Below are 16,256 nucleotides of genomic sequence, written 5' to 3'. Positions count from 1 at the left end.
GGGCAATCAGCTCACTCCCTGATGGAAACTGAAGTCTCGTCCCCGGCCCTTGCTCCCACCCTGGTGGTGCCCGTGCCGCCCACGCCCGAAACGCCGACGTGCGCCAGCTGCCACACGCCGCTGGCCGGCGCCTACTGCCACGCCTGCGGCGAGAAGCGCCTGCACCGCCACGACTACGCCCTCAAGCACTTCCTGGAGCACACCGTGGACACCGTCACGCACTTCGACCTGCGCGTGCTGCGCGACCTGTGGCTGCAATTGCGGCGGCCGGGCTTCCTGGCGGCCGAGTGGCTGCAGGGCCGCCGCGTGGCGCACGCCCCGCCGGTGCAGCTGTTCCTGGTCACCAACCTGCTGTTTTACCTGACGGCCTCGGCCTCGCATTTCAGCGCCTTTGAGACCAAGCTCCGGTACCACTTCAGCAGCAGCAACCTCTACGGTGGCTTCGCCTACCGCCTGGTGCAGCAGCACCTCCGCAAAACGGGCCTCACGTTCGCGGCTTTCGCCGAACACTTCGACCACCTGGCCCACGGCTACTCCAAAAGCTTAGTTTTTCTGTTCATTCCGCTCCTAGCGGGGCCGCTGTGCCTGTTTTTCTACCGGCAGCGGCGCTACTTCGTGGAGTGGGTCATGCTGAGCACCTACCTGTTTGCCGGCATGCTGCTGGTGTATGCGGCCATGGCCCTGCTCATGTACGGGCTGCTTATTTCATCGGTCCTGACTCCGGCGGTCGACCAGGACGGCATCCTGACCTTGCTGATGATAACGCTGACCACGACCTACGTCGGGCTGTTTTTTAAGGAAGCTTTCCCTTCGCAGCCGTGGCCGCTGCGCTGGGGCAAGGCCATTGGCATCACCTTCAGCTTCGCCCTGGCGCTCATCATTCCCTACCGCTTCGTGCTGTTTCTGGTGTGCTACTGGGCTGCTTCATAGGGCCTAAAGAATAACTTTCGAAAGTTGAATCCTTTCGCCACGCGCGCCGTTACGGCCTCGATATGCTACTTCGGTAGTGCTAGGCTTGATTAAAGTTGATTTATAGCAAAAAGCCCCGTTGCAGAAGTGCAACGGGGCTTTTTTTATGGTCAAAACAGTGTACTAGCCGTTCATGGCCAGCAGGAATTCTTCGTTGTCCTTGGTGCCTTTGATGCGGTCCTTGAGGAATTCCATGGCCTCGGTGGCACTCATGTCGTTCATGAAGCGGCGCAGTACCCACACGCGGTTCAGCTCGTCTTTGCTCATCAGCAGGTCTTCGCGGCGCGTGCCCGAAGCCGGGATGTCGATGGCCGGGAACACGCGCTTGTTGGCCAGCTTGCGGTCCAATTGCAGTTCCATGTTGCCGGTGCCCTTGAACTCTTCGAAAATAACCTCGTCCATCTTGGAGCCGGTTTCGATGAGGGCCGTGGCGATGATGGTGAGCGAGCCGCCGCCCTCCACGTTGCGGGCCGCGCCGAAGAAGCGCTTGGGCTTTTGCAGGGCGCCCGCGTCGATACCCCCCGAGAGGATGCGCGACGAGCTGGGCTGCACCGTGTTGTAAGCGCGCGCGAGGCGGGTGATGGAGTCGAGCAGAATCACCACGTCGTGGCCGCATTCCACCAGACGGCGGGCTTTGTCCAGCGCCATTTCGGCGATTTTCACGTGGCGGTCGGCTGTTTCGTCGAAGGTTGAGCTGAGCACTTCGGCCTTCACGGTGCGGGCCATGTCGGTCACTTCCTCGGGGCGCTCGTCGATGAGCAGCACCATGAGGTACACTTCGGGGTGGTTTTCGGCAATGGCATTGGCCACTTCCTGCAGCAGCACGGTTTTACCGGTCTTGGGCTGCGCCACGATGAGGCCGCGCTGCCCTTTGCCAATCGGGGCAAACAAGTCGAGCACGCGAGTGCTGATTTGGGCTGACTTGGTGGTCAGTTTCAGCTTGGAATCGGCGAAAAGCGGCGTGAGGTGGCTGAACGGCACCCGGTCGCGGACTTCCTCCACGGTGCGGCCGTTCATGCTCTCCACGCCCACCAGGGCAAAGTATTTTTCGCCCTCGCGCGGCGGCCGGATGGTGCACACCACCGTGTCGCCGGCCTTCATGGCAAACTGCTTCACCTGCTGCGGCGACACGTAAATGTCGTCGGGCGAGCTGAGGTAGTTGTAGTACGGCGAACGCAGGAAGCCGTAGCCGCCGTCGGGCATCAGCTCAAACGTGCCGCCGCCGGGCACCACCAAATCCAGGTCCTGGCGCTGGGGGCGCGGCTGTTGCTGGTTTTGATTTTGGTTCTGGCCCTGCGGCTGGTCGGTGCGCGGCGTGCCGTCGGGGTTGAGGGCGCGCTGCTGGCGCTGCTGGTCGCGCAGGGCGTAGCGCTCCTCGCGGGTCAGGTTGCGGTTGTCGCGGCCGTCGCGCGGCTCCCGGGGCGTGCCGTCGGGGTTGTTGCGGGGCTGGTCCTGGCGGGGTTCGCGGGCCTGGCCGTCGCGGTTTTCGCGGGGTTGGTCGTTGCGCGGCTCCCGCGGCTGGTCGTTGCGGGGTTCGCGGGGTTGGTCGTTGCGTTGCTCACGGGGCTGCTGGTCCTGGCGGGCGGGGCGCTGCTGGTCGCGGCCGTCGCGCAGGGGCAGTTCGCGGTTGTCGCGCTCAAACCGGTCGGCGCGGTTGTCGCGGCGGTCGGTAAAGCCGTTGGCCCCGAATTCGCGGCGGTTCTCCCGGTTATTGTCGCGGTTTTCGGCGCCGTTTTCAGCCGGGTTGGCCGCCGCCGCCGCCGCTTCGGCGGCCTTTTCGGCGGCCATCTCAGCGGCACGCTGCTCGGTGATGGGGCGGCCGGCGCGGTCTACCCGCTCGCGGCGGCGGGGCTGCTGGTTGGCCTGGGCCTGTGGTTGGTCGGCACCATTAATCTGCGTGTCAGCGCTGGGGGCATCATCGGCACCGGTTTCGGTGGCAGCCGGAGCATCCTCGGGAGCTGAAGCTGGGGCCGGCTCATTGGCCAGCACGGCGCCTTCGGCCTCGCTGGCGGGCACCAGAGCCAGGCCTTCGATGGGGTCCAGGATTTCAACGTTGGGCTCGGGGGTTGCAGCAGGAGCTGGCGCGGCGGCAGCGGCCGGGGCTTCGCGGCGTGGTTCGCGGGCGGGGCGGGCCGGCTGGGGCTTGCGGGTGGGCGGGGCCACGTCGGAAAAAGGCTGCTCGGCGGTGCTGGGGGCCGGGCGACGGGTGGGCTTGCTGGCGCGGGGCGGGGCGGCTACGGCGGCCGGAGCAGCAACTTCGGCTACGGCCGCGGCAGGGGCGGTCACCGGCTGCTCGGCGGCGGGAGTCAGGGCCTGCTGGTCGAGGATTTTGTATATCAAATCCTGCTTGCTAAGCCGTTTGAAATTGCCCACGTTCATTTTTTCGGCAATCTCTTTGAGGTCGGACAGCAGCCGGTCCTTCAGCTCGTTAATGGTGTACATAAAGGGAATAAGGGAGGGAACATCGGCTTGAGGCGAGGGAGCGGGCGGCTGGGGCAAGCCCGTGGGGAGCAGGGCCCGCAAACGGCACGGAGCGCGGCGGGACCGCAACTAGTACTCGCAGGGTGCGCGAAATGCACCGAAGAAGCGCCCGGGGCGCAAACGAATAAGCAAGAAGTGAGGGGCAGAATGGCCGCTGGTAATATCAGCAAAAGACGGGCCGGCGGCGGGCACTGCGGCCCGCTCACCCTGCCACGGCGGCCGGTTGCTCCCGCAATGTTAGGGCATTACGGGCAAACCGCCAAATCGGATGCGGTGCAGCTGGGTTTAAACACGCCGCGTGGCGAAATAAGTTGCGCTGCCCTTTCAAGACCGCAAGCGCGGGGCGCGGAGCGGCTGCATTTTCTTCCGACCTTTGCCGGCATTCCATCCCGTTTTATGCTGCAAATCTCCGTTCTCCGCGACCAGACCGAGTTGGTGCTGGCCGGCCTCGCCAAGCGCCATTACCCCACCGGCCCCGCCGACGTGGCCGCCATCCTCGACCTGGACCAGCGCCGCCGCCAGCTCCAAACCAGCCACGACGCCGCCCAGGCCGAAGCCAACAAGCTGGCCCAGCAAATCGGCGGCCTGATGAAAGCCGGCGACAAAGCCGGCGCCGAAACCCTCAAAACCCGCACCGCCGAGCTCAAGCAGCACACCCAGACCGCCGCCGCCGAGCTGGCCCAGGTGGAGAAAGAGCAGCAGCAGTTGCTCTACAAGCTGCCCAACATCCCGCACACCAGCGTGCCCGAAGGCCGCGGCGCCGCCGACAACGAGGTGGTGCGCGAGCACGGCGCCAAGCCCGCCCTGGGCCCCGACGCGCTGCCGCACTGGGAGCTGATTAAGAAGTACGACATCATCGACTTCGAGCTGGGCGTGAAAATCACCGGCGCGGGCTTCCCGGTATATAAAAACCAGGGCGCGCGGCTGCAGCGGGCCCTTATCAACTTCTTTCTGGACGAGGCGCGCGACGCCGGCTACACCGAAATGCAGCCCCCCGTTCTGGTGAACGAGGCCAGCGGCTACGGCACCGGCCAGCTCCCGGATAAGGAGGGCCAGATGTACCACGACGCCAAAGACGACCTGTACCTCATCCCGACGGCCGAAGTGCCGCTGACCAATATTTACCGCGACGAGATTGTGCCCGTGGACCGGCTGCCCGTGCGCATGGCCGGCTACACGCCCTGCTTCCGCCGCGAGGCCGGCTCGTGGGGCGCCGACGTGCGCGGCCTCAACCGCCTGCACCAGTTCGACAAGGTAGAAATCGTGCAAATCACGGAGCCCGACCAGAGCTACGCCGCCCTGGAGGCCATGCTGGCCCACGTGGAGGGCCTGTTGCAGCGCCTGAACCTGCCCTACCGCGTGCTCCGCCTTTGCGGCGGCGACATGGGCTTCACCTCGGCCCTCACCTACGATTTGGAGGTGTGGAGCGCCGCCCAGGGCCGCTGGCTGGAGGTAAGCTCGGTGTCGAACTTTGAAACCTACCAGGCCAACCGCCTGAAGTGCCGCTACAAAGTGGAGAGCAAAACCCAGCTCCTGCACACGCTGAACGGCTCGGCGCTGGCCCTGCCGCGCATCGTGGCCGCGCTGCTCGAAAACAACCAGACGGCCGACGGGATTCAGCTGCCGCAAGTGCTGCACAGCTACTGCGGCTTTCAGAAGATTGGGTAGGTGCCTGCCATTGCGGACAGGCCCAAGGAGCAGTTTTCGTCCGGCTAAAACGCAGATACCTTAAATTTATAAAAAGCCCCGTCACTGCACAGTGCCGGGGCTTTTCGTTGAAGTTCGGAAGGACTGCGAACTTTAGGAAAGCTTGTAGTTCACCTCTTCGATTTCAGCTTGACGGGCATTTGCAAATCCCCTATCTGTTCCGGTTTGCACAAAGCCGCATTTTTCCAACACCTTCCGGGAGCCGTAATTGTCGAAGGCAACGCCGGCGTGGAGGGGCCGGGTGTGCTCGATTTTCAGGAAGTCGCGCAGGGCGGTGGTGGCAATGCCCTGGCCCCAGAATTTTCGGTCAATCCAATAGGTAATCCCGGCTTCGCCACCCATCATAAATTTGGCGATGCTGCCCGCAATTACCCCATCGACTTTTACCGTCCGCATATGGATGGTCGGGTCGGCTAAGTACTTCGTGTACCTCTCGATATAGGCCGCTTTATCATTCGTGTCTTTCGGCATGAATGCGGCTAAATGAGCGGCTTCCTGGTCAAGCTGGAATTTAAAGAAGGTGCCTAGCTCCTCCTTCGCGGTTTCCATCAAGGTGACCATGCTTTTTGCTATCGTTTTGAAGTTGTGCAACATTTTCGCGGGGGTCCGCAAGAAGCGCAACGCGTTTGACGCACGCCGGACGGCGCGCCTAGTATTCCGCCATTTCCTCGTCCTTATAGCACCAAAGCCAGCGCTCGCCGGGCTCGGCGGAGGCGATGACGGGGTGCTGGGTGGCGCGGAAGTGCTTGGTGGCGTGCTGGTTCTTGGAGTTGTCGCAGCAGCCCACATGGCCGCACTCCTGGCAGGTGCGCAGGTGCACCCAGGTGTCGCCCAGGGCCACGCATTCGGGGCAGAGGTGCGAAGGAGCGGTTTTGAGGCTGGTGAGGGCAGTGAGGTGCTGGCAGGGTTCGGGCATGAAGCGAAGGTAAGACGCTTGTGCCTGAGGCCGCAAGCCGGCGACGCAGGATTTTCGCGGTCGTTTAGCGTCCGTCGCGGGATGCCGGCAAATCCAGGTTCAGGGTTTGGTCGCGCATGCACTTGAAATGGCCTTGCGGGCATTTCTCGAAGCCGATTTTGGAGCAGGGGCGGCAGGGCAGGTCCGGCACTTCCAGCACTTTGAATTCCGTCTTGTAAGGGTACATGCCGAAGGCGGGCACGGTGTTGCCCCACACGCTGAAAATCTCCTTGCCGAAGGCCGCCGCAATGTGCATCAGGCCGGTGTCGTGGCTCACCACAAACTGCGCCTGCCGCAGCAGCGAGGCCGACTGATGCAGCGAATACCGCCCGCAGCCGTTGTGGATTAGGGTCCTGGGAACTTGGAAACCTGGGGACTTGGACGGGAAATAATACGGGCTGTCGGGTACCGTCGAAGTGGTTTCGGCCGTCACGGCCTCCGTCTCAAACGCCTGCTCGATGACGTGGCCGATGCTTTCGTCTTCCGGCCCGCCGAGCAGCACCACGGGCCGGGCCAGCCGGGCGCACAGCTCAATGAGCTTTTCCACGGGCAGGCGCTTGGTGGCGTGCTGCGCGCCAATGGCCACGGCCACGTAGCCCCGCTGAAACGGCGCCGGCAGCGTGGCGAGGTCGACTTCCTGACTGGCGGGAATAAAATAATCCAAGCCCTTGCGGTCGTCCTGCACGCCGAGCGGCGCGGCGGCTTCGAGGTAGCGCTGCACGATGTGCACGCGCGGCAGTCGGTCAATTTTGAAGTTGACCAGCAGCCACTTCTGGAAATTCAACTTGTCGAAGCTGTGGTTGGGCACGCCCAGGCGCAGCTTGAGGAGGCGGGTGCGCAGGTTGTTGTGCAGGTCGACGATGTAATCGAATTGCTCGGCTTTTAGCGTCCGCACCAGCTCGCCCAGGCTGCCGGTGAGGCAGTGCACTTTCGTGATGTAGGGGTTGGGTTCCAGCAGACCGCGGTAGGCGGGCTTGGTGGCAAAATGCACCTCCGCACCCGGCACCTGCCGGGCCAGCGCCCGCACCACCGGTGTAGTCAGCACGATGTCGCCGATGGAAGAGAAGCGAAGAACGAGGATTTTCATTTATTAACTCGTTAGAACGTCATGCGGCGCTCAGCATGACGTTCCTTCAATGGCAACCTATTCAAACAACGACTTTTTGTATTTCAGCGGCGGCTTGATGTTGGCTTTGCGCTGCTCAAAATAGGCCGCCACTTCGTCCACCGACTTGGCGTTAAACGTCATTTCCTTGGTCAAAAGGCCCTTGCGGCCCATCAGCACGCCGTAGCGCATGTCTTCGTAGCCGTTGGTGTGGTGGGCGTCGGGGTTGATGCTGAGCTGAACGCCCTGGTCCAGGGCGTAGCGCACCCAGCGCCAGTCCAGGTCGAGCCGCCAGGGATTGGCGTTGATTTCGATGATGACCTGGTGCTGGGCGCAGGCGTCGATGACGGCCTTATAATCAATGGGGTAGCCCTGGCGGCGCAGCAGCAGCCGGCCGGTGGGGTGGCCCAGCATGGTGGTGTAGGGGTTTTCGATGGCACGCAGCAGGCGGTCGGTGGCCTTGCGCTCGTCCATTTTCAGGTTGGAATGGATGCTGGCCACGATGAAATCGAACGAGGCCAGCACGTCGTTGGAATAATCCAGCGAGCCGTCGCCCAGAATGTCACTCTCGATGCCTTTGAAAATGCGAAACGGGGCCAGCTCGGCGTTCAGCTTGTCGATTTCCTGGTGCTGCTGGCGCACCCGCTCCGGGCCGAGGCCGTTGGCGTAGTGGGCGGCTTGGCTGTGGTCGCACAGGCCCAGGTACTCGTAGCCGTGGTCGCGCAGCCAAGTGGCCATTTCGCGGATGCTGTGGTTGCCGTCGGAGTAGGTGCTGTGGTTGTGCAGGGAGCCGCGCAGGTCGCCGTCCTCCAGCAGGCGGGGCAGCTTTTTTTCGGCGGCGAGGCCGATTTCGCCTAATCCTTCGCGCAGCTCGGGCACGATGAACTGTAGGCCGGCCTTCTCATACAAGGCTTCTTCCTGCTGGAATTTCTCGCGCCGCGCCCACTGGCGCAGGGTGGCGGGTGCCCCGCCGCCGTGGCCCTGCACGCCGGGCAGGGCTTCGTCGAGGTGCTCGTCGGCAGCCGAATTAAGGAAAACCTCGGTAGCGAAGGCTTCGGGCGAAACCAATAAAACCTCCACCTGCACCCCCGACTCCGTGGCCTTGCCGCGCCAGGCGAAGGGGCCGGAGCGGCGCGGGTCGGCGGTGAGGCCGTCCAGCGAGTTCAGCAGCTCATGGGCCTTCGAGGGCTGGTCGGTGGCGGCCACCAGGCGCACGGTTTCCACTATTTCGAGGCGGCGGCGCAGCTCCCCGGCTTCGGCTACCTGGTCGGTTTGCAGGGCGTCGCGCAGGCGCTGGGCGAGGTCGGCGGCCAGTTGCTCGGCCTGCGGGTAGAGCACTTTGCCCTGGCTTTGGCCAGCAAATTCCAGGGCCTCCAAGATGGCTTCCTGGGTCTTTTTGCCGAAGCCTTTGAGCTTGCTCACTTGGTCGTTTTCGGCGGCCTCGCGCAGGGCCTCAATGCTTTCGATGCCCAGCTCGCGCCACAGGCTGCGGATTTTTTTGGGGCCGATGCCTTTGATATTGAGCATTTCGACCACGCCGGGCGGCGTTATTTCCAGCAGGCGCTGCAGGTCCGAAAACGTGCCGGTGTCGAGCAGCTCGGCCACTTTGGCGGCGGCGGTTTTGCTCAGGCCGGTGCGGTCGGGCAGGCCGGAGCGCTCCACTTCGGCCACGGGAAAGCTCAGCGCATCGAGGGCGTTGGCGGTGCCTTCGATGGCCCGGATTTTAAAGGGGTTTTCGTCGTGCAGCTCCATCAGCTGGGCGGCCAGCTTGAAGGCGCGGGTCAGGGCGCGGTTATCCACGGGAAAGTAGTTGTTGGGAAAACGAATGTAGCGTACCCGGGTGCTTACGCGGAAAGCCGGGGCCACGGCCAGCCCGGCCGTTTCTGCGTAGGCGCCTGAAACGCCTTACCTTGGCGCGCTCACCTTTTTGTGTTTCTCATGCGCTTGTCATCCCCGTTTGTCCGGCTGCTGCCGCTGTCACTCTTGCTGCTCTCGGCCACCTGCCAGCAGCACCAGCCGGCCATTGTCACCTCCCCCGCTTCCATGAAACAAGTCGAGGGCACCTGGCTCAGCTCGCGCGAGGAAGACCGCGGCGACACGCTGGTGTACCGGCCCAACACGTATAAGTTTCCGCCTTCGCGAGGCCGCACGGGCTTCGCGTTCAAGGAGTTCGGCCGCTTCGAGCAGTTCGACATCGCGCCCACTGATGGCCTGGCCGGCCACCCCGGCACCTGGGTTATCGACGGCACGAACAAGGTCCGCATTCACCTCGACGAAGGCCAGGAACCGGACTACACGCTCGAAGTGGTTTCGCTCAAAAACAAGGTGCTGAAGGTGCGGCGCGTGCCCAATTCCAGGCCCTGAGCTTGCCGGCCGTTGCCACAAGCTAGGCTGAGAACCTAACGGCCGCTATTGGCTGTTACACCGGCCTCTCCCCTACTCGTTTTCTTATGTCGCTTCGCACTTCCTTCAAAACCCTGCCGGCCCTCGCGCTGGCCCTGGCCTTCACGTTCAGCCCCGCTCTAGCTCAAAAAACCGCCATTAACGCTCCAGGCGGCCAGGCGAAAGGGAACATGGCCACCGCGCCGCAGCCCAAGTCGCCAGTGGTTTCGGCGCCGCAGGTGGTAGCGCCTGCTCCGGGGCTGGAAGCCGCTGGCTGGCTCGCCGACCTGGGCGCGGCCCAGGCGCAGGCCAAAGCCACCAACCGGCCCATTCTGGCGGTTTTTTCGGGGTCCGACTGGTGCAAGCCCTGCATCATGTACGAGCAGGAAGTCTTTGCCAAGCCCGAGTTCGCCGCTTACGCCAAGGACAAGCTGGTGCTGGCCCACTTCGATTTTCCGCGTCAGAAGCGCAACCAGCCCACCGCCGCGCAGCTCAAGCTCAACGAAACGGCCGCCGCCCAGCTCAACCGCGAGGGCGACTTTCCGCTGGCCGTGGTGCTCTCGCCCGAGGGCAAGGTGCTGGCCAAAACCGGCTACATCGCCGGCGGCCCGGCCGCGTTCGAAGCCTACCTGAAAAAGGTGGTGCCCACGCTGTAGACACGCGTATTCGCGTCTCGGCGTCCGCGCCGTAAGGGAATCGTTTAAACCATCGTTCTATTGCCGAGACGCGAATACGCGTCTCTACCCCGCCTGCCTTGCCTGCTAAACTGCTGCTGATTCTGCTGCTGCTGAGCGCCTTGCCCGGCCGTGCCCAAACGGCCGCGCCGCGCCACACCTTCACGCGCAGCGCCCACCTCATGGGCTCGCATTTCACCTTCACGGTGGTGGCGGAGAATGACTCGGCCGGGCAGCGCGCCCTGCGGGCCGGCCTGCTCGAAGTGCGGCGCATCGACCGGCTCCTGTCCTTCTGGGATTCTACCTCCGAAGTGGTGCGCATCAACCGCCTGGCTGGCATCCGGCCCGTGGCCGTGTCGGCCGAAACGTTTGACTTGATAAGTCGCACCTTGCGCCTCTCCCAGCTCAGCGACGGCGCGTTCGACATCACCTTCGCCAGCGCCGACAAGCTGTATAAATTCGACCGGCAGGCCCACGCCGGCTTGCCCGACTCGGCGGCCGTGCGGGCTTCGGTGCGGCGCATCGGATGGCAGAAAATCAGGCTTGATGCGGCGCAGCACACGGTTTTTTTGCCCGAGAAAGGCATGCGCATCAACCTGGCGGGCATTCTGCAGGGCTACGGGCTGCGCCGGGCCCGGCAGGTGCTCGACGGGCTGGGCATCAAGGGCGGGCTGCTGAACGGCTCGGGCGACATTCTGTGCTGGGGCCGGCAGGCCGACGGCTCGCTCTGGCGCGTGGCCATCGGCGACCCCGACCACCCGCGCAGCGTGGCCGCCTGGATTGACGTGACCGATATGGCCGTGGTGACGGCCGGCAACTACGAGCAATACTTCACGGTGAACGGGCAGGTGTACGGGCACATCATCAACCCGCACACCGGCTACCCGTCGGTGGGCCTGCGCTCGGTCACCATCGTCTGCCCCGACGTGGAGTTGGCCGACGGCCTCGACGAGGTCGTCTTCGTGCAAGGCCCCGGCGCCGGCCTGGCGTTCATCAACAAGCTCAAAAGCGTGGACTGCACCCTGATTACTGACGACAACCGCACGCTGGTTTCCAAGGGCATGCAGCTCAACTATTATCACGGCGCCACCGCCGCGCACCCCTGATTTACCGTATTGGCTGTTGTGAAAAACCTCCTTTCCTGCCCGCGCCTGGCACTGGCGCTGTTGATGCTGCCACTCGGCGCGGCGCTGCCCGGCTGCGTTTCCGTGGCGGCCTACCAGAAAGTGTACCTCAACGACGAGGACATGAAGCTGGCCGGCAAAACCGTGGAAACGCCCGAAACCAACTTTGAGAGCTATCGCGAAGGCGCCGGTGGGGCCAACGGCGGCAAAGTGGGCGGCGGCTGCGGCTGCAATTAGCAGCGCGCAACGTGCGGTGAGCAGTGAGCAGTGAGCAGTGAGCAAAAAGAACGTCATGCTGAGCTTGTCGAAGCATCTCGCGTGCAGCAGTAATCCTCTTCAACGATTGATTTACCCTAGCACGCGAGATGCTTCGACAAGCTCAGCATGACAATCGGAATAATTTCCATCCCGTGAAAAGCACTTTTCTACTTTTTTTCCTAAGCCTCCTGGCCGCGCCAGCATTGGCCCAGACCAATCCCGGCACCACCCAGAACCCCAACCGCATCGACGGCTACGGGGCGCCCGTGGGTGCTGCGGTGCCGGTGAGCCGGGCGGCGGAGGAAACCACCATCGACATCATCGGCGGCTACTACCAGCAGGACGGCAGCCACGGCGCCGTGGAGGGCGGCCGTGGCACCCAGCGCCTCACCGACGTGCCGCCCGCCATCATCGTGAACGTGCCGCTGGACACCGTGAGCCGCCTCACGGCCAATGTGGGGGCCGACTTTTACGCTTCGGCTTCGACGGATAGAATTGATTTTGCGCTCTCGACGCCTTCCTCTCACGACGTGCGCTACCACGGCGACTTCGGCTACTCGCGGGAGCACAAGTACCGCGGCACTACCTGGGGCATCGGCGCGGGCGTGTCGAAGGAATACGATTATTCGTCCTTCAACATGGCGGCTTCTTTTGCCAAAACCTCGCGCGACGGCAACCGCCAGCTCAGCCTCGCGGGCCAGGTCTTTTTCGACCAGGTGACGCTGATTCAGCCGCTGGAGCTGCGGCCGGGCTACTCGCCGGGTTCCCTCACGGGCAAGGGCGAGGCCGGCACCGACCAGCGCCGGACCTACAACTTCTCGGCCACCTACTCGCAGGTGCTCACCAAGCGCCTGCAGGCGGCCGTCAGTACCGAGCTGGTTTCGCAAAACGGGCTGCTGAGCACGCCGTTTCACCGGGTGTATTTCCGCGACAACCCCGTGGCCAACCCCGAGCCCGCGGCGGGCGGCGACTTTTCGGCCCGCTTCCCCACGGCGGCGCGGGTGGAAAACCTGCCCCGCGCGCGCTTCAAGTACCCGCTGAGCCTGCGGCTGAACTACTACGCCACCGACCTGGTGCAAGTGCGCGGCTTCTACCGCTTTTACAACGACAACTTTGGCGTGGCGGCCCACACCTTCGAGGTGGAACTGCCGGTGAAGGTGACGCCCTTTTTTGTGCTGTACCCCTTCTACCGCTACCACACCCAGACGGCGGCCCGCTACTTCGCGCCCTTCGCGCAGCATTCCATCAACGACACTTATTACACGTCCGACTACGACCTAGCTGCTTTCTCGGCCAACAAGCTGGGCCTGGGGCTGCGCTACTCGCCGGTGTACGGCCTCACCCGCTTCCGCGTGCCCGGCCAGGATGCCCAGGGCCGGCCGCGCGTGATGCGCCTCAAGTCGCTGGATGTGCGCTACGCGAACTACCAGCAAACCGGCGCCTCTATTTACAGCGCCGCCGACCGGGCCGACCTCAAAGCCAACATCGTGAGCTTCGATTTGGGCTTTGCACTGTGAGCTAGCGAATTGGTGGAGTGGTGGGTTGGCGGATTGGGGAGTTTGCTGGTCGGCTTGTGCAAATTGCGCGGCCATCGCATCAATCCATCACCCACTACTCCATCACCCCACCACTTGAAACACTGGCTCGTTAAATCCGAACCCGACAAATACTCCTGGGACGCCTTCACGGCCGAAGACGGCACCGCCTGGACCGGCGTGCGCAACTACCAGGCCCGCAACAACCTCAACCTCATGCAGCCCGGCGATTTGGTGCTGTTCTACCACAGCGTGAGCGAAAAAGCCGTGGTGGGCGTGGCCGAAGTGGCCGCCCCCGCCGCGCCCGACGCCACCGCCGAAGCCGGCTCGCCCTGGGTGGCCGTGCGCCTGCGCCCCGTGCAGCGCCTGCCCCGCCCCGTGAGCCTGGCCCAACTCAAGGCCGACGAGCGGCTGCGCGAGCTGGCCCTGCTGCGGCAGTCGCGCCTGTCGGTGCTGCCGGTGCGGCCCGAAGAGTTTGACGCCGTGCTGGCGCTGGGCACGAAATAAACCGGCCAAAAACCGCGCAAAAAGCCACTTTTGCGCGTAACTTTAGCGAAGCAACCGCTCGTTGGAGTAGGTATTTCCAGTTGCTTTTCTGAGCACACGGGCATGAAACTCCGCCATTTTCTTCTGCTGATTGGGGGCTGGGCGCTGGCCACGGCCCCCGCCGCGCTGGCCCAGAAGCGCGGCCACGCCTCGCTGCCCCCGCCGCCCAATGCGCCCGTGCAGACGGCCCGCACCGAACTGCCCCTGCAGCCCTCCGACAGCGAAGTGCACGTGCAGGCCCTGGCCGCCGACAGCACCGTGGTGCTGCTGCTGGGCCGCGACCGCCTGCTGTCGAGCAAGTCCAGCTATTCCTTTCAGCAGTACGACCACAACCTGCAGCTGCGTCAGGAAACCCCGCTGGAAGTGCCCGCAGAGTTTGATTTTACGCGCATGTGCGCCGAAGGCAACACGGTGTACGCGCTGTTTTCGTCGCACAGCGTGTCGGGCCGGCTGCTGGCCGCGGCCTACAACGGGCAGCTGGGCCAGGTGCGCACTCAGCAGTTCGAAACCAAGCTGAGCCGCGAAGTGGTGGAGCTCAAAGCCCTGGACAGCCGCCTGTTTGCCACGGTGCTGCTCAACGACCAGCTGCACGTGACGGCCCTGCTGCTGGACGTGGCCACCGGCCAGATGCAGTACCTGCCCTCGGTGTACGAGCCGCTGCCCACCCAGCTCACCTTCGTGGCCGACGCCGCCACCCGCCGCGCCGAGTACGTGCTGAGCCAGACCAACGGCCGCAAAAGCCGCCTGCTGCTCAAGCAGCTCACCGACCGCGGCCAGCTCGTGAAGTCCGAGTTTGTGCAGGCCGAGAGCGACCGCAGCCTCATCACGGCCCAGGTGACGCCCCCGCAGGACACCACCGCCCGCCTGCTGATGGGCACCTACGCCCTGCGCGGCCTCGACTACGCCCAAGGCCTGTTTGCCACCGACCTGCGCTCGCCCGCCAGCCCCGGCACCAAGGCGCCGCTGCGCTTCTACGATTTCCTGCACCTCAAGCACTTCTTCGATTACCTCAAGCCCTCGCGCCAGGCCCGCCTGCGCCTGCGCACCGAGCGCCGCCTGGCCCGGTCCAGCTCGCCCACGCGCTGGCACTACCGCCTGCTGCTGCACGAGCTGCTACCCCAGCCCGACGGCGGCTACGTGCTGGTGGCCGAAGTGTACGCCCCCCACTACCGCTACAACAGCTACGGCAGCTACACCGGCCCCTACAACAACCTGGGCAACCAGTTCGGCATGTCGCCCTACGCCAACTCCCGCGTGTTCGACGGCTACCAGACCACGCACGCCGTGGTGTGCGGCTTCGACCGTGCCGGAAACCTCATCTGGGACAACATTTTTGTGGTGGAAAACCTGCGCCGGAGCGAGTTGGAAGAAGCCGTGCGTCTCCAGTCCCTGCCCGACGGCCGCCTCGTGCTGGCTTATCTCGACGAAGAGAAGCTGCGCTACAAGGTGATAAACCGCGCCGAAGACGCCCCCAACGACCTCCAGGTGGCCATCCAGACCAGCGCCAGCCCGGCTAAGGCCCCGGCCGAGCGGGTGAGCGATACCTCGCAGGCCGATTTGCTGCCCTGGTTCGGCAGCCGCTTTGTGGCCACCGGCTACCAAAAAGTGCACGTGGAGCACGGCCCCGACCGTGAGGTGTTTTTCCTGAACGCAGTGGCGTTTTGACTTAAGCAGGTTGATTCTGTCATTGCGAGGAGGCACGACGAAGCAATCCTTCTTGTCAGCGCCAGACACTTTCTTTTGCAACAAAGCCCCAATACTGCGCGGTATTGGGGCTTTTCACATCAGAAGGGTAGTCGCGGAAAACAGGACGGATTGCTTCGTCGTACCTCCTCGCAATGACAGTTCAGGTCGTCCTTTCTCACCAACTTTGCCGCATGTTTAGCAAACTTCGCCTCCCCGCCCTTTTTCTGTTTTTGCTGCTCGTGGGCTGCCGCGCCGGCGGCCCGGGCACGCCCGCCAAAACCGTGGCTTCCTTCTTCTCGAAATACGAAGGCCGCGAGGGCTTCAAAACCACCGAATGGTCGGCCGACCTGCTCCAGCGCCTGGCCCTGGTGAAAGCCGCCAAGCTTCTCGGCGGCTCCGACCTCACCAACGCCATCACGGGCATTCGCTCGGCCAAAGTCATCAGCTTCGCGCCCACCACCACCTCGGCCAAAGAGTTGGCCGCCGAAGGCCTGCGCGGCGAGGCCGCCGGCATCCTTCAAAACAACAAGTACGACCCGCTTTCCACGGCCGGCTTCGGCGGCAGCAACTACGCCATTTCCACCCGCGGCTCGGGCAGCAGCGTCTCGGAGTTTGCGGCCCTGGGCACGCTGCCCGACGTGGCCGACTCGTTCGTGCTGGTGTCGGTGCAGGGCAATTTCACCCGCTCTCAGGTAGAAGCCCTGGCCAAGTACCTGCCGCAAATCGTGCAGGCCACGGGGAAGTAATTCTTGATGTGCTGGTTTTTCATGTGCTGATGTGCTGCGGTCAAATGCGCTTGAAAGCGGGTTTGCGGAAAGCGAAAGGCCAATTCCT

Annotated in this window: 15 protein-coding genes; 10 read left to right on the top strand and 5 right to left on the bottom strand. The window is 63.9% G+C overall.

Annotated features, from left to right (window positions below; genetic code table 11):
- Window positions 1-21: 21 nt before the first annotated feature.
- The gene (locus I2H31_RS02145; RefSeq protein ID WP_196291351.1) at window positions 22-930 is read left to right on the top strand and encodes a DUF3667 domain-containing protein; all 909 of its coding nucleotides are present in this window, start codon (window positions 22-24) and stop codon (window positions 928-930) included.
- Between the two features lie 162 nt (window positions 931-1,092).
- Here I2H31_RS02145 and rho read toward each other — a convergent pair whose 3' ends face one another.
- Complete coding sequence (gene rho / locus I2H31_RS02140; protein WP_196291350.1) at window positions 1,093-3,411, bottom strand: transcription termination factor Rho; 2,319 nt, start codon at window positions 3,409-3,411, stop codon at window positions 1,093-1,095.
- A gap of 435 nt (window positions 3,412-3,846) precedes the next feature.
- On the opposite strand from rho, the gene serS reads away from it, so the two are divergent.
- The gene (gene serS, locus I2H31_RS02135) at window positions 3,847-5,118 is read left to right on the top strand and encodes a serine--tRNA ligase (RefSeq protein ID WP_196291349.1); all 1,272 of its coding nucleotides are present in this window, start codon (window positions 3,847-3,849) and stop codon (window positions 5,116-5,118) included.
- 132 nt (window positions 5,119-5,250) lie between these two features.
- Here serS and I2H31_RS02130 read toward each other — a convergent pair whose 3' ends face one another.
- The 4 genes from I2H31_RS02130 to polX all read right to left on the bottom strand — a co-directional run bounded on the left by I2H31_RS02130 (window position 5,251) and on the right by polX (window position 9,017).
- Window positions 5,251-5,751, bottom strand: a complete 501-nt coding sequence (locus tag I2H31_RS02130; protein ID WP_230687392.1) for a GNAT family N-acetyltransferase — start codon at window positions 5,749-5,751, stop codon at window positions 5,251-5,253.
- A gap of 55 nt (window positions 5,752-5,806) precedes the next feature.
- On the bottom strand, window positions 5,807-6,073 hold the full coding sequence (locus I2H31_RS02125) for a UBP-type zinc finger domain-containing protein (RefSeq protein ID WP_196291348.1): 267 nt from the start codon (window positions 6,071-6,073) through the stop codon (window positions 5,807-5,809).
- A gap of 64 nt (window positions 6,074-6,137) precedes the next feature.
- The gene (locus tag I2H31_RS02120; RefSeq protein WP_196291347.1) at window positions 6,138-7,199 is read right to left on the bottom strand and encodes a glycosyltransferase family 9 protein; all 1,062 of its coding nucleotides are present in this window, start codon (window positions 7,197-7,199) and stop codon (window positions 6,138-6,140) included.
- 57 nt (window positions 7,200-7,256) lie between these two features.
- Complete coding sequence (gene polX, locus I2H31_RS02115) at window positions 7,257-9,017, bottom strand: DNA polymerase/3'-5' exonuclease PolX (protein WP_196291346.1); 1,761 nt, start codon at window positions 9,015-9,017, stop codon at window positions 7,257-7,259.
- 138 nt (window positions 9,018-9,155) lie between these two features.
- Between polX and I2H31_RS02110 the strand changes: the two genes are divergently transcribed.
- The 8 genes from I2H31_RS02110 to I2H31_RS02075 all read left to right on the top strand — a co-directional run bounded on the left by I2H31_RS02110 (window position 9,156) and on the right by I2H31_RS02075 (window position 16,168).
- Window positions 9,156-9,581 carry a hypothetical protein gene (locus tag I2H31_RS02110; RefSeq protein ID WP_196291345.1) on the top strand — a complete coding sequence of 142 codons (426 nt, stop codon included), beginning with the start codon at window positions 9,156-9,158 and terminating at the stop codon, window positions 9,579-9,581.
- Between the two features lie 86 nt (window positions 9,582-9,667).
- Entirely contained in the window at window positions 9,668-10,255 is a 588-nt protein-coding gene (locus I2H31_RS02105) for a thioredoxin family protein (RefSeq protein WP_196291344.1), read from the top strand.
- A gap of 98 nt (window positions 10,256-10,353) precedes the next feature.
- Window positions 10,354-11,379, top strand: coding sequence for an FAD:protein FMN transferase (locus I2H31_RS02100; protein WP_196291343.1), 1,026 nt, complete (start codon window positions 10,354-10,356; stop codon window positions 11,377-11,379).
- A gap of 63 nt (window positions 11,380-11,442) precedes the next feature.
- Complete coding sequence (locus tag I2H31_RS02095; protein WP_196291716.1) at window positions 11,443-11,634, top strand: DUF4266 domain-containing protein; 192 nt, start codon at window positions 11,443-11,445, stop codon at window positions 11,632-11,634.
- A gap of 173 nt (window positions 11,635-11,807) precedes the next feature.
- A complete protein-coding gene (locus I2H31_RS02090) occupies window positions 11,808-13,172 on the top strand; it encodes a DUF3570 domain-containing protein (RefSeq protein WP_196291342.1) in 1,365 nt (454 codons plus the stop codon).
- A 114-nt stretch (window positions 13,173-13,286) separates the two neighbouring features.
- Window positions 13,287-13,697 (top strand): EVE domain-containing protein, encoded by a 411-nt coding sequence (locus tag I2H31_RS02085; protein ID WP_196291341.1) that lies wholly within the window; start codon window positions 13,287-13,289, stop codon window positions 13,695-13,697.
- A 102-nt stretch (window positions 13,698-13,799) separates the two neighbouring features.
- Complete coding sequence (locus tag I2H31_RS02080; RefSeq protein WP_196291340.1) at window positions 13,800-15,401, top strand: hypothetical protein; 1,602 nt, start codon at window positions 13,800-13,802, stop codon at window positions 15,399-15,401.
- Between the two features lie 212 nt (window positions 15,402-15,613).
- Window positions 15,614-16,168 carry a DUF4252 domain-containing protein gene (locus tag I2H31_RS02075; protein ID WP_196291339.1) on the top strand — a complete coding sequence of 185 codons (555 nt, stop codon included), beginning with the start codon at window positions 15,614-15,616 and terminating at the stop codon, window positions 16,166-16,168.
- Window positions 16,169-16,256: the final 88 nt, after the last annotated feature.

It is taken from the genome of Hymenobacter ruricola (genome assembly GCF_015694525.1).
Lineage (GTDB): Bacteria > Bacteroidota > Bacteroidia > Cytophagales > Hymenobacteraceae > Hymenobacter > Hymenobacter ruricola.
The sequence above is the reverse complement of the archived record's forward strand: the minus strand, read 5'-3'. Positions and strand labels throughout refer to the sequence as shown.

What these genes read in the sequence shown, in the direction of transcription:
- I2H31_RS02145 (WP_196291351.1), top strand. Translation starts at nt 22, where the DNA reads ATGGAAACTGAAGTCTCGTCCCCGGCCCTTGCTCCCACCCTGGTGGTG.
- rho (WP_196291350.1), bottom strand. Translation starts at nt 3,411, where the DNA reads ATGTACACCATTAACGAGCTGAAGGACCGGCTGCTGTCCGACCTCAAA.
- serS (WP_196291349.1), top strand. Translation starts at nt 3,847, where the DNA reads ATGCTGCAAATCTCCGTTCTCCGCGACCAGACCGAGTTGGTGCTGGCC.
- I2H31_RS02130 (WP_230687392.1), bottom strand. Translation starts at nt 5,751, where the DNA reads ATGTTGCACAACTTCAAAACGATAGCAAAAAGCATGGTCACCTTGATG.
- I2H31_RS02125 (WP_196291348.1), bottom strand. Translation starts at nt 6,073, where the DNA reads ATGCCCGAACCCTGCCAGCACCTCACTGCCCTCACCAGCCTCAAAACC.
- I2H31_RS02120 (WP_196291347.1), bottom strand. Translation starts at nt 7,199, where the DNA reads ATGAAAATCCTCGTTCTTCGCTTCTCTTCCATCGGCGACATCGTGCTG.
- I2H31_RS02110 (WP_196291345.1), top strand. Translation starts at nt 9,156, where the DNA reads ATGCGCTTGTCATCCCCGTTTGTCCGGCTGCTGCCGCTGTCACTCTTG.
- I2H31_RS02105 (WP_196291344.1), top strand. Translation starts at nt 9,668, where the DNA reads ATGTCGCTTCGCACTTCCTTCAAAACCCTGCCGGCCCTCGCGCTGGCC.
- I2H31_RS02095 (WP_196291716.1), top strand. Translation starts at nt 11,443, where the DNA reads ATGCTGCCACTCGGCGCGGCGCTGCCCGGCTGCGTTTCCGTGGCGGCC.
- I2H31_RS02080 (WP_196291340.1), top strand. Translation starts at nt 13,800, where the DNA reads ATGAAACTCCGCCATTTTCTTCTGCTGATTGGGGGCTGGGCGCTGGCC.
- I2H31_RS02075 (WP_196291339.1), top strand. Translation starts at nt 15,614, where the DNA reads ATGTTTAGCAAACTTCGCCTCCCCGCCCTTTTTCTGTTTTTGCTGCTC.